At 69.4% G+C, this 12,144-nt stretch carries 8 protein-coding genes; 3 read left to right on the top strand and 5 right to left on the bottom strand.

What is annotated here, in order from left to right:
* Positions 1 to 15 precede the first annotated feature (15 nt).
* The 3 genes from cydB (at position 16) to BBJ41_RS14660 (ending at position 4,392) form a co-directional block, all read left to right on the top strand.
* A complete protein-coding gene (gene cydB, locus BBJ41_RS14670) occupies positions 16 to 1,152 on the top strand; it encodes a cytochrome d ubiquinol oxidase subunit II (protein WP_069746993.1) in 1,137 nt (378 codons plus the stop codon).
* Positions 1,153 to 1,206: 54 nt separating this feature from the next.
* Positions 1,207 to 1,329: a cytochrome bd-I oxidase subunit CydX gene (cydX, locus tag BBJ41_RS14665; protein WP_059233151.1), complete on the top strand. Its 123-nt coding sequence runs from the start codon at positions 1,207 to 1,209 to the stop codon at positions 1,327 to 1,329.
* Between the two features lie 579 nt (positions 1,330 to 1,908).
* A complete protein-coding gene (locus BBJ41_RS14660; protein ID WP_069746992.1) occupies positions 1,909 to 4,392 on the top strand; it encodes a family 20 glycosylhydrolase in 2,484 nt (827 codons plus the stop codon).
* A gap of 323 nt (positions 4,393 to 4,715) precedes the next feature.
* Here BBJ41_RS14660 and nagE read toward each other — a convergent pair whose 3' ends face one another.
* From nagE to BBJ41_RS14635, 5 genes are all read right to left on the bottom strand, one after another.
* Positions 4,716 to 6,479 (bottom strand): N-acetylglucosamine-specific PTS transporter subunit IIBC, encoded by a 1,764-nt coding sequence (gene nagE / locus BBJ41_RS14655; protein ID WP_069746991.1) that lies wholly within the window; start codon positions 6,477 to 6,479, stop codon positions 4,716 to 4,718.
* A gap of 87 nt (positions 6,480 to 6,566) precedes the next feature.
* Positions 6,567 to 9,149: a phosphoenolpyruvate--protein phosphotransferase gene (gene ptsP, locus BBJ41_RS14650; RefSeq protein WP_069746990.1), complete on the bottom strand. Its 2,583-nt coding sequence runs from the start codon at positions 9,147 to 9,149 to the stop codon at positions 6,567 to 6,569.
* Between the two features lie 15 nt (positions 9,150 to 9,164).
* Positions 9,165 to 10,181 (bottom strand): SIS domain-containing protein, encoded by a 1,017-nt coding sequence (locus BBJ41_RS14645; RefSeq protein WP_069746989.1) that lies wholly within the window; start codon positions 10,179 to 10,181, stop codon positions 9,165 to 9,167.
* Positions 10,174 to 11,277: an N-acetylglucosamine-6-phosphate deacetylase gene (nagA, locus tag BBJ41_RS14640; protein WP_069746988.1), complete on the bottom strand. Its 1,104-nt coding sequence runs from the start codon at positions 11,275 to 11,277 to the stop codon at positions 10,174 to 10,176. Before nagA ends, BBJ41_RS14645 begins: the two co-directional genes overlap by 8 nt.
* 99 nt (positions 11,278 to 11,376) lie before the next feature.
* Positions 11,377 to 12,111 carry a GntR family transcriptional regulator gene (locus BBJ41_RS14635; protein ID WP_069746987.1) on the bottom strand — a complete coding sequence of 245 codons (735 nt, stop codon included), beginning with the start codon at positions 12,109 to 12,111 and terminating at the stop codon, positions 11,377 to 11,379.
* Positions 12,112 to 12,144 lie beyond the last annotated feature (33 nt).

Genomic DNA, 12,144 nt, shown 5'->3' with positions numbered 1-12,144 from the left:
GAACAAGGAATCGCTATGGACTATGCAACTCTCAAGCTGATCTGGTGGCTGCTCGTCGGCGTGCTGCTGATCGGCTTCGCCGTCACCGACGGCTTCGACATGGGCGCGACCGCGCTGCTGCCGTTCCTCGGCAAGACCGACGAGGAGCGCCGCATCATCGTCAACACGGTCGGCGCGACGTGGGAAGGCAACCAGGTGTGGCTGATCACGGCCGGCGGCGCGATGTTCGCCGCCTGGCCGCTCGTCTACGCGGCGTCGTTCTCTGGCTTCTACTTCGCGATGCTGCTCGTGCTGTTCGCGTTGTTCTTCCGGCCGGTGGGCTTCGACTACCGCAGCAAGCGGCCGGACCCGCGCTGGCGCGCTGGCTGGGACTGGGGCCTGTTCGTCGGCGGCTTCGTGCCGGCGCTGGTGTTCGGCGTCGCGTTCGGCAACCTGCTGCAGGGCGTGCCGTTCAAGTTCGACAGCGATCTGCGCGTGACCTACTACGGCAGCTTCTGGGCGCTGCTGAACCCGTTCGCGCTGCTGTGCGGGCTCGTCAGCCTCACGATGCTCGTCGCGCACGGCGCCGCGTTCATCAAGATGAAGACCGACGGCGCGATCGCGCGCCGCGCATCGATCGCACTGCGCGCGTCGGCGTTCCTCGCGGTCGTGCTGTTCGTGCTGGCCGGCGTGCTGGTCGCCTCCTATATCGGCGGCTTCCACATCACGAACGCCGCGCCGACCGACACGGTCGCGAACCCGCTGCTCAAGGAAGTCGCCGCCGGCTCGGGCCTGTGGCTCGCGAACTACGGCGAGTATCCGTGGATGATCGCGGCGCCCGTCGTCGGGATCGCGGGCGGCGTGCTCGCGCTGCTGCTCGCCGGCTCGAAGCAGGAAAAGACGGCGTTCTTCTGCACGGGCCTGATGATCGTCGGCGTGATCCTGACCGCGGGCTTCTCGATGTTCCCGTTCATCATGCCGTCGTCGCTCGACCCGCGCAGCAGCCTGACCGTGTGGGATTCGACGTCCAGCCACATGACGCTGCAGGTGATGCTGTTCGCGGTGATCGTGTTCCTGCCGATCATCCTGCTCTATACGAGCTGGGTGTATCGCGTGATGCGCGGCAAGGTCACGCACCAGACGCTCGAAGAGAACAAGCACTCGATGTATTGAACCGGGCCGGGGCGCGCAAGCGCCCTCGCCTACCGTTTCGCAAGGAGTCGGATCATGTGGTATTTCAGCTGGATTCTCGGTATCGGCGTCGCGCTGTCGTTCGGCATCGTCAACGCGATGTGGCTCGAAGCGCGGCAGAAGGCGCAGGAAGCGCCGGTACGCGCGCGGCGCGACTGACATCGCGCGCGGTGCAGCGCCGCGCCGCCGCCGTTCGGAAAGAACCTCGCCTCGCGCGAGGTTTTTTTTCGTCCCGGCCGCCCGGACAAGCCCGGCGCATCGATGCCAATTTAGCGCCAGATTGATACCACTTGAATACCAATAAAAGGTTTCATAAGATCTTTGGACACGGCCGCTGACAGGCCGATTCCATCTGGGTGGGGGAGACATGCGAATCCCGTATGTGGCGCGCGCATGCGCGCCGTATCGCCGTGCGCTTCTTGCGGCGGTGACCGGTTGCCGTCTGGAGGCGCCGGCCGTCGCCATCGCGCGCGGTCGGCCGAACGCAATCGGCCGCGGCCGCGATGCCGCCGCGGTCGTTGCTGCGCGCCACCGATGAGCACGCGTACGCCGCCCCGCCGATCCGATCGGCACGCCTGCCCGCCTCCCGTCCCGTAACGCACGCGCCCGCGTGCCGAATGTGCGCGGTGCAGCCACATCGCCCCGCGCGCAGGTATCTCCCGCAGCTCCGTTGAAAGACCCGATCGCAGCGACGTCACCCACGACGCCGCCACGCCCCCTTTTTTCTCAGGAGTTCGAATGACACGTACCTTGTCATCCCTGTTTGCCGGCCTGCTGATCGCGACGCTGCCGCCGGCCGCGATCGGCGCCCAGCCGGCGTCGACCGCCAGCATCGCGACCGCCGGCGCCACACCGGCGGCCGTGCAGCCGGCCAGTCTCGCAGCGGCGCTGTCGAACGGCCTCGCGTTGCGCGTCGCCGTCGACAACAACCACGCGGCCGCGGCCGGCGTGCCGTGCGCCGATCTCGGCGCCGACGGCGCGGCCTGCGCGACCGGCCGCCTGATCCTGCAGAACCGCGGCCACCAGGTGATCGCCGACGGCGGCTGGAAGCTCTATCTGCACAGCATCCGCCGCCTGCTGCGAATCGACCGCCCGGGCTTCGCGCTGCGGCGGCTCACGGGCGACCTGTACGAACTGACGCCGCAGCCGGGCTCGGTGCGGCTTGCGCCCGGCGAGCGCATCGAACTGCCGTTCGTCGCCGAATACTGGCTGCGGCGCTACAGCGACGTGATTCCGCGCCCGTATGTCGTCGTCGATGGCGCGCCGCCGGCCGTGCTCCGCTACAACGACACCGACAACGAGCTGCGCTACGTCGAATCGCTGCCGGCCGACGCGCAGAACAACTCGACCGGCAATGCGCCGCCGGTGGCCGCACGGCCCGACGCGAGCCGCGCGCTGCCGAGCGTGAAGCGCGAGCAGCCGCTGCCCGGCACGCTCGACCTGCGCGGTGTCGAACTCGCGCTGCCGGACCTGCCCGACGCGCAGGTCGCGGCGCTGCGCGAGCGCGCGACGACGCTCGGGCTCGACGGCGCACGCGTGCCGGTGTGGGGCGCGGTCACGCCGCGCCGGCTGCCGGCCGACATCGCGACGCCGGGCGGCTACCGGCTCGCGATCGGGCCGCGCGGCGTGCTCGTCGAGGGCTACGATCGCGCGGGCCTCTACTACGGCGTACAGACGCTCTTCTCGCTCGCGCCGGCCGGCGGCGGCCCGATCCCGGCGATGCTCGTCGAGGATGCGCCGCGCTTCACGCATCGCGGCATGCACGTCGATCTCGCGCGCAACTTCAAGCACCCGGCGACGCTGCGCCGCCTGATCGACCAGATGAGCGCGTACAAGCTCAACCGCCTGCATCTGCACCTGTCCGACGACGAAGGCTGGCGCATCGAGATTCCCGGCCTGCCCGAGCTGACCGAAATCGGCGGACGTCGCTGCCACGACCCGAGCGAGACGCGCTGCCTGCTGCCGCAGCTCGGCTCCGGCCCGGACAACCGCTCAGGCGGCGGCTACCTGACGCGCGACGACTACGTGGCGCTCGTGCGCTACGCGGCCACGCGTTTCGTCGAGATCATCCCCGAGATCGACATGCCCGCGCACGCGCGCGCGGCCGTCGTGACGATGGAAGCGCGTTACCGGCGGCTCCATGCGGCGGGCCGCGAGCAGGAAGCGAACGCGTACCGGCTGCTCGATCCGCAGGACACGTCGAATCTGCTGACCGTGCAGTTCTACGACCGGCGCAGCGACCTGAACCCGTGCGTGCCGGGCGCGCTCAACTTCGCGTCGAAGGTGATCCGCGAGATCGCGGCGATGCATGCCGACGCGCAGGCGCCGCTGCACACCTGGCACTACGGCGGCGACGAGGCGAAGAACATCCTGCTCGGCGCGGGCTTCCAGCCGCTGAACGGCACCGACCCGAACAAGGGGCGCATCGACCTCGCCGCGCAGGACAAGCCGTGGGCGCGTTCGCCCGCATGCACGGCGCTGCTCCAGCGCGGCGAGATCAAGTCGATCGACGAGCTGCCGACGCGTTTCGCGAAACAGGTGAGCGCGGCGGTGGGCGCGAACGGGATCGACACGATGGCCGCGTGGCAGGACGGCATCAAGCACGCGAACGGGCCGCAGGACTTCAGCACGCGCCACGTGATGGTGTCGCTGTGGGACACGATCTTCTGGGGCGCGTCGGACAGCGCGCGCGACCTGAGCAGCAAGGGCTACCTGACGGTGCTGGCGCTGCCCGACTACCTGTACTTCGACTTCCCGTACACGCTGAACCCGCGCGAGCGCGGCTACTACTGGGGTTCGCAGGCGACGGACGAGTACAAGGTGTTCTCACTCGCGCCCGAGAACCTGCCGCAGAACGCCGAAGTGATGGGCGACCGCGACGGCAACGCGTTCGAGGTGACGGGCACGGGCCCCGCGCCGCGCATCGAAGGCATGCAGGGGCAGGCCTGGGGCGAGGTGATGCGCAACGACACCTTCCTTGAATACATGGCCTATCCGCGACTGCTCGCGCTCGCCGAGCGCGCGTGGCACCGGGCCGACTGGGAGCTGCCGTATGCGGCCGGCGTGCGCTACAAGCGCGGCGACACGCATCACGTCGACACGGCCGCGCTGCAGCGCGACTGGGCCGGCTTCGCGACGCTGCTCACGCAACGCGAACTGCCGAAGCTCGAGCGGGCCGGCATCGGCTACCGGAAGCCGACCTTCACGCTGACGAACCCGTGAACGGTTGAACGGTTGCACGGTTGCACGGTTGAGCGGTTGAGCGGTTGAGCGGTTGAGCGGTTGAGCGGTTCTGCGGTTCTGCGGTTCTGCGGTTCTGCGGTTCTGCGGTTCTGCGGTTCTGCGGTTCTGCGGTTCTGCGGTTCTGCGGTTCTGCGGTTCTGCGGTTCTGCGGCAAGCATTGCGCGATGCGGGCAAACGCATCGCGCATCGCGTCATCACCCGCCCCAAAGAAAAACGGCTTGCGATGCACACATCGCAAGCCGTTTTCATTTTCCCCGCCGGCCCGGACCCACATCGCGGATCAGGCCGGCTTCGTCACCGCATCAGGCCGGCTGCGCAGCCGCCCCGCTGCCCGACGGCGGCAGGCGCGCGCCGAGCTGTTCGGCATAACGTGCCGCCGCGTTGCCGCAGACGATGTGGAACGTGTCGAGCGACACCCATGCAACGTCGAGCGCGCCGAGACGATCGCGGTCGACCGCCAACGGGTCGCGCACGACGACGCGCAGGCGCGTGGTCGCGACCGCAGCGAGCGACGCGACGTTGGTCGCCCCGCCGAACACCGCGAGCCAGCGGGCCGGTTCCGGATCGAGCGGGCCGGCGGCCGCGCCCGTGACGGGCTGCGCCGCGGCGGCCGTTGCCGTCGCTGCCGCGCCGGTCGCGCCGCTGCCGATCGCCGCACGCATTTCGTCGGCGATGATGTCGGCCTCCGGCCCGATGATCACCTGCACGCTGTTGCCGCCGCGCTTGAGCACGCCACGCGCGCCGATCGACTTCAGTTCCGGCTCCGACACCTTCTCCGCATCGACGACGGTCAGGCGCAGGCGCGTCGTGCATGCGTCGACGACCGTCAGGTTGCCCGCTCCGCCGAGTGCGGCGATGTAGCGCTGCGCACGCGGCGCAGCTGCAGCGGCGCCCGCAGCCGGCGCAACGAAGCCGCCCGATGCGTACGAATCGGCTGCCGCATCGGCCGATGCCGGCTCACGGCCCGGCGTCGCCATGTTGAACTTGCGGATGAAGAAGCGGAACAGCCCGTAGTACGCGGCGCCGTATGCGATGCCGAGCGGAATCGCGATCCAGCCCTTCGTCGACAGCCCGTAGTTCAGCACGTAGTCGATCGCGCCGGCCGAGAACGTGAAGCCGAGCTTCACGTCGAGGATCTGGCAGATCGCGAGCGACAGCCCCGTCAGCACCGCGTGGATCACGTACAGCACCGGCGCGAGGAACATGAAGCTGAATTCGATCGGCTCGGTCACGCCGGTCAGGAACGACGTGAGCGCCATCGAGAACAGCAGGCCGCCGACCATCGCGCGGCGCTCCTTCGGCGCTTCGTGCAGCATCGCCAGACACGCGGCCGGCAGGCCGAACATCATGATCGGGAAGAAGCCGGCCATGAAGGTGCCCGCGGTCGGGTCGCCCGCGAAGAAGCGGTGCAGGTCGCCGTGCACGATTTCGCCGCCGGCGGGCGGCGTGAAGTTGCCGAACACGAACCACGCGAGCGAGTTGATGATGTGGTGCAGGCCCGTCACGAGCAGCAGGCGGTTCAGGAAGCCGAATACGAACGCACCGATCGCGCCCGCCGTCGTCAGCCACTGGCCGGCCGCGTCGATCACGTGCTGGACCGGCTGCCAGACGTACCCGAACACGATGCCGAGTATCACGCACACCAGCCCCGTGATGATCGGCACGAACCGTTTGCCGCCGAAGAACGCAAGGTAGTCCGGCAGCTTGATGTCCTTGTAGCGGTTGTACAGCAGCCCCGCGACCACGCCCGCGATGATCCCGGACAGCACGCCCATGTTCAGCTTGGGATCGATGTCCTTCATGATCGCGGTTTCGATCAGGTAGCCGATCGCGCCCGCGAGCGCGGCGACGCCGTTATTGTCCTTCGCGAAGCCGACCGCCACGCCGATCGCGAACAGCAGCGGCAGGTTGTCGAAGATCGCACCGCCGGCGTCGGCGATCATCTTGATGTTGAACACGTCCGGCTGGCCGAGTCGCAGCAGGATGCCGGCAACCGGCAATACCGCGATCGGCAGCATTAGCGCCCGGCCCAGGCCCTGTATTTTCAGAAACGGATTCCCGTTCATTCAGTCCTCCAATCCTTGTCTCGTCGTTAATCGTCGTTGACCTAATTGCTCTCGTAGTGAAACGGGTCGCGAGCCCGCCGCCGACGTTCAGTCGAGCGGCCAGACCTCGCGGCTTGCTGCCCTTACCGCCTGTGCCGAATCGAGCGCGAGCAGATCCTGCGCGCGCTGACGACACAACTGGTAATCGAGACGGCGCACACGCGCCTTGATGCCCGGCACCGATACCGGGTCGACCGACAACTCGGTCACGCCAAGGCCGACGAGGATCGGCACCGCGAGCGGATCGCCGCCGAGCGCACCGCACACGCCGACCCACTTGCCGTGCGTTTCGGCGCCGCGCACCGCGATGTCGATCAGGCGCAGCACGGCCGGATGCAGGCCGTCGGACTGCGCGGCCAGATCGGCCTGGCAGCGGTCCATCGCGAGCGTGTACTGCGTCAGGTCGTTGGTGCCGATCGACAGGAAATCCGCGTGCTGCGCGAGCTGGTCGGCCAGCAGCGCCGCCGACGGCACCTCGATCATCACGCCGACCTCGATCGGCTCGGTGCGGCCCTGCGCGCGCGCGAATTCGTCGATGCGCTTCCTGAGCCGCACGAGCTCGCCCGCGTCGGTGACCATCGGCAGCAGGATGCGCACCGCGCCGAGCGGCTTCACCGCGAGCAGGCCCTGCAACTGATCGTCGAGCAGGTCGGGGCGCACCTGCGCGAGGCGGATGCCGCGCAGGCCGAGCGCCGGGTTCGGTTCGGGCGGCAGCGTCAGGTAGTCGACTTCCTTGTCGGCGCCGACGTCGAGCGTGCGGATGATCGCCGTGCGGCCTTGCAGTGCGTCGACGATCGACTGGTAGCTCTGCTGGTGTTCGACGACCGTCGGCGCGGCCTGGCGATGGATGAACATCAGCTCGGTGCGCAGCAGGCCGACCGCGTCAGCGCCGTTGTCGACCGCGGTGTTCGCGTCGTCGAGCGTCGCGATGTTCGCGGCAACCTCGATCGCGCGGCCGTCGGCCGTCTCGGCGGCAACGCCAGCCAACTGCCGGTTCGCTTCGCGCACGCCGTCCAGGCGCTGGCGCTCGTGCCGCGCGCGCTCGACGTCGAGTGCGGTCGGCGCGTGTTCGAGACGGCCCGCGCTCGCATCGACGACGACCTGCGTGCCGTCCGGAATCGCATACAGCGCATCGCCGACCGCGACCAGCGCCGGGATGCCGAGCTGCCGCGCGATGATCGCCGCGTGCGACGTCGCGCCGCCGCGCGCCATCACGAGCGCGGTTACGCGCTGGCGATCGAGCGACGACAGATCCGACGGCGTGAATTCCTCGGCGGCCAGCACGGCCTCGTCGGGCAGCGCGCGCGCCGCGCCGTTCGTGTGGCCGAGCGCGCGCAGCACGCGTTTCTCGATGTCGCGCAGATCGGCCGCGCGTTCGGCGAGCAGCGCATCGTCGAGCTTCGACAGCGTGTCGATCTGCGTGCGGATCGTCGCGCGCCACGCGAAGCCCGCGCTCTTGCCGAGGCTGATCAGGTCGCGCGCCGCGTCGATCAGCGTCGGGTCTTCCAGCAGCACGCGATGCACCGCGAAGATGCCCGCTTCGCCGACCGCGCCGCGCGCCGATGCGTTGCGCACCGTTTCGTCGAGTTCGGCGTCGACGGCCTTCAGCGCCTGGTCGAGCTGGCGGCTTTCCGCGGCGGGCGTGCCGGCTGCCTGCTCCGGCGGCACGATTTCCGCATCGTCGAGACGCACCAGCGTGCCGACCGCGATGCCGGGCGCCGCGCACACGCCCGCGAGCGTGTTCGGGTCCAGCGGTACGCCGGTGTTGCGCGCGACCATCTGCGGCGCGGGCGACTTCAGCCGCGCCGGCTTTTCCTCCACCTCGCCGTGCGCTTCGCGCAGCAGCTCGTGCTCGACCGCATCGACGGCCTGCTGCGCGTGCGCGCCGCGACCGACCAGCTCGACCGTCGCGCCTTCGCCGGCGCCGAGGCCGAGCAGGCCGACGACGCTCGCGATCGACGCCTTGCGGCCGTCGAACAGCACGTCGACGCTCGCGTCGAACCCGCGCACGGCTTCACGCGCACGCGCGGCCGGCCGCGCATGCAGGCCGCCCGGCTGCGCCAGCACGATCTCGCGGCGCACTTCGTTCATCGCCGATGCGCCGGCCTGCGCAGCCTGTGCGGCGGCTGCGCCCTTGCCGCGCAGCGCGAGCAACGGCGTCTCGCCGGCCGTCGCGAAACCGCTCGCGCGGTCGACGACTTCGAACGCATCGGAGTTCGCGATCGCGATCACCGACACGAGCGAATGCGCACTGCGCGCGACCGCGTCCTGGTCAAACTCGATCAGCAGATCGCCCGCTTCGACGCGTGCGCCGGCCTCGACGTGCGCGGCGAAGCCCTGCCCGTTCAGCTCGACGGTGTCGATGCCGATGTGCAGCAACACTTCCGCGCCTTGCGGCGTCGTGATCGTCAGCGCGTGGCCCGTGCGCGCGAGATGCGACACGATGCCCGCGCACGGCGCGACGAGTTTGCCCGCGAGCGGGTCGATGCCGATGCCGTCGCCAAACATCCCGCCGGAGAACACCGGATCGGGCACGTCGGCCAACGCGACGATCGGCCCCGTCAAGGGGCTAAGCAGGACGATCTGATCATGGGTGGGGCTCTTCAACTGGGACTCCTCGGCGCGTCTCATCGGCTTTCTCGGCTATCAGTGCGTTTCGGTGACTTTGTTCAGGTGGCGCGGCGTGTCGGGATTGCGGCCGCGCGCGACGGCGAGATCCGCCGCCATCACGTAGAACGAAAGAATGGCGGCGATCGGGTCGAGCGCCGAATGGGCGGACTGCGCAAGCGGCAGCACCGTGCCTGGCAGGCCGGGCGTGCTGGCGGGCGCCGCGAGCAGCACGGCGGCGCCGCGTGCGCGCATGTCTTCGGCGAGCTGCAGCAGGCCGGCCTGCTCGGGCCCCGGCGGTGCGAACACGAGCAGCGGGTAATCGCGGTCGATCAGCTCCATCGGGCCGTGACGCACTTCGGCGCTCGAGAACGCCTCGGCCTGGATGCCGGACGTTTCCTTCAGCTTCAGCGCGGCTTCCTGCGCGATGGCGAGGCCGAGGCCGCGGCCGATCACGATCATCCGCTCGACGCCCGTGAGCGCGGCCACGGCCGGCGACCAGTCGAGTTGGCCAGCTTGCGCGAGCACGTCGGGCAGGCCGCGCAACGCGCTCACCAGCGCGGCGTCGCGCTGCCAGTAGGCAACGATCTGCGCGGACAACGACAGCATCGCGATATAGCTCTTCGTCGCGGCGACCGACAGTTCGGGACCGGCGAGCAGCGGCAACTGGTGCTCGCATGCGTCGGCGAGCGGCGACGGCAGCACGTTCACGGCGGCGACGGTGCGCGCGCCGGCTTCGCGCAGCGCGGCCATCGTGTTGACGAGATCGGGGCTCTTGCCCGACTGGGAGAACGCGATCGCGAGTTGATCCTGCACCTTCAGCGGCGCCTGCTGCAGCGTTGCGACCGACATCGGCAGCGATGCGACCGGCACGCCGAGGCGGCTCATCGTCAGGCTCGCGAAATAGCTCGCGGCGTGATCCGAGCTGCCGCGCGCGACCGTCAGCGCGACGGCCGGCGGGTGATCGAGCAATTGGCCGGCGAGCGCTTCGACGCGCGTGGTATCGGCGATCTGCGCGGCGACGACCTGGGCGGACTCGCGCGCTTCCTTAAGCATATTCGACAATCGATTCTCCTTCGACGTAGGTCGCGGTGAGGTTCAGGTCGCGATCGAACACCGCGAGATCGGCCCATGCGCCGCGCTCGAGGCGGCCGCGATCGGCGATGCCGAGGTAGTCGGCCGCATAACGCGACATCCGGTTCGACACGTCGGCGATCGGCAGGCCGAGCGACACGAGGTTGCGCAGTGCCTGGTCCATCGTCAGCGTGCTGCCGGCGAGCGTGCCGTCGGCAAGGCGCACGCCACCGAGGCACTTCGTCACGTGCTGGCTGCCGAGCCGGTATTCGCCGTCGGGCATGCCGGTTGCGGACGTGCTGTCGGTCACGACGTACAGGCGCGGGATCGCGCGCAATGCAGCACGAATCGCACCCGGGTGCACGTGCAGCAGGTCGGGAATGATTTCCGCGTATTCGGCATGCGCAAGCGCCGCGCCCACCAGGCCCGGGTTGCGGTGATGCAGCGGCGACATCGCGTTGAACAGGTGCGTGAAGCCGCAGGCGCCGTGCTTGAGCGCGGCGACGGCATCGTCGTAGGTCGCGAGCGAGTGGCCGAGCTGCACGCGCACGCCGCGCGCGGCCATCTCGCCGATGATCTCGATGTGGCCGGCGATTTCCGGCGCGAGCGTGACAACGCGGATCGGCGCGATCGACAGGTACTTCAGCACTTCGTCGAGCACGGCCGACACGGCCGCGTCGGGCTGCGCGCCGAGCTTGCCGGGGTTGATGTACGGGCCTTCGAGGTGCACGCCGAGCACGCGCGCGCCGCCCGGCGTGCGGGTGCGCGCAACGCTGCCGAGGTTGCCGACGACTTTCATCAGTTCGTCGCGCGGCGCGGTCATCGTCGTCGCGAGCAGGCTCGTCGTGCCGAATTGCGCGTGCGTGCGGGCGATCGTCTCGATCGCGTCGCCGCCTTCCATCACGTCGGCGCCGCCGCCGCCATGCACGTGCAGGTCGATGAAGCCGGGCAGGATGTACGGCGCGTCGTTCTTCGCGGGATCGGCGGGCGTGCCGTCGAGCGTGGTGATGCGGCCGTTCTCGCTATCGAGCGAACCGTGAATCCAGCCGTCGGGGGTGAGGATGTTTCCAGTCAGCATGACGTTCTCTTGATGATCTGGTGACGCGGGCATCCGCGTCGTGATTTGCAAAATCCGTGTCGTTGCTTCACGCATGTCGCGCGCGGGCAGTCTCGCGCGTCAGCGTTTCAGTTCGGCGACGAAGTCGTAGTAGTCGTCGCGGCAATACGTTTCGGACACTTCGATCGCGCGCTGGTCGGCGCCGTAGCCGATGCGCGTGATCACGAGCAGCGCCGAGCCCGGTTTCACCGCCATCCATTTCGCGATCGCGTGCGTCGCGTTCGCCGCGCGAAAGTGCTGCAACGCGCGTACGACGGTCATCCCGCGCGCTTCGAGGTATTCGTACAACGACGCGCCGAGCGCCTGCGGATCGGGCACCACCGCGGCCGGCAGCGTCGAATGCTCGACCGCCATCACGATGCCGTCCGCGCGGCGCAGCCGTTCGAGCCGCGCCACCGTCGCGCCGGGCGCGAGACCGAGATGCGTGATCTCGTCGCGGGTGGCGGCGCGCAGCGTGCGCGACAGCCACACCGAATCGGGCACGAAGCCGCGCTGCTTCATCTTCGCGGTGAAACCGACCAGACGCGACAGCGGATCGGCGACACGCGGCGTGATGAAACTGCCCGCGCCGCGCGCCCGCTTGATCAGCCCCTGCTCGACCAGCAGCGCGAGTGCGCGACGGGCCGTGATCCGCGATACGCCGACCGACACCGACAGCAGCCGCTCCGACGGCAACGCCTCGCCGGCCTGCCACGCGCCGCCGTGTATCGCGCTTGCCAGATTGCGGGCGAGCTGCAGATAGAGCGGCGTGTCGTTGAGGGGATCGGGCGCCAGTGCGGACCAGCTGGTTTCCATGTGTCTCCGGGTGTCGGACGACGACCTCAGGCC

Origin of the sequence: Burkholderia stabilis, assembly GCF_001742165.1 — a bacterium.
Classification (GTDB): domain Bacteria; phylum Pseudomonadota; class Gammaproteobacteria; order Burkholderiales; family Burkholderiaceae; genus Burkholderia; species Burkholderia stabilis.
Note: the sequence above shows the minus strand (reverse complement) of the source record. Positions and strands in the feature narration are given on the sequence as shown.

Excerpts from the sequence above, each read along its gene's own strand:
- cydB (WP_069746993.1), top strand. The coding sequence starts at position 16 with ATGGACTATGCAACTCTCAAGCTGATCTGGTGGCTGCTCGTCGGCGTG.
- cydX (WP_059233151.1), top strand. The coding sequence starts at position 1,207 with ATGTGGTATTTCAGCTGGATTCTCGGTATCGGCGTCGCGCTGTCGTTC.
- BBJ41_RS14660 (WP_069746992.1), top strand. The coding sequence starts at position 1,909 with ATGACACGTACCTTGTCATCCCTGTTTGCCGGCCTGCTGATCGCGACG.
- nagE (WP_069746991.1), bottom strand. The coding sequence starts at position 6,479 with ATGAACGGGAATCCGTTTCTGAAAATACAGGGCCTGGGCCGGGCGCTA.
- ptsP (WP_069746990.1), bottom strand. The coding sequence starts at position 9,149 with ATGAGACGCGCCGAGGAGTCCCAGTTGAAGAGCCCCACCCATGATCAG.
- BBJ41_RS14645 (WP_069746989.1), bottom strand. The coding sequence starts at position 10,181 with ATGCTTAAGGAAGCGCGCGAGTCCGCCCAGGTCGTCGCCGCGCAGATC.
- nagA (WP_069746988.1), bottom strand. The coding sequence starts at position 11,277 with ATGCTGACTGGAAACATCCTCACCCCCGACGGCTGGATTCACGGTTCG.
- BBJ41_RS14635 (WP_069746987.1), bottom strand. The coding sequence starts at position 12,111 with ATGGAAACCAGCTGGTCCGCACTGGCGCCCGATCCCCTCAACGACACG.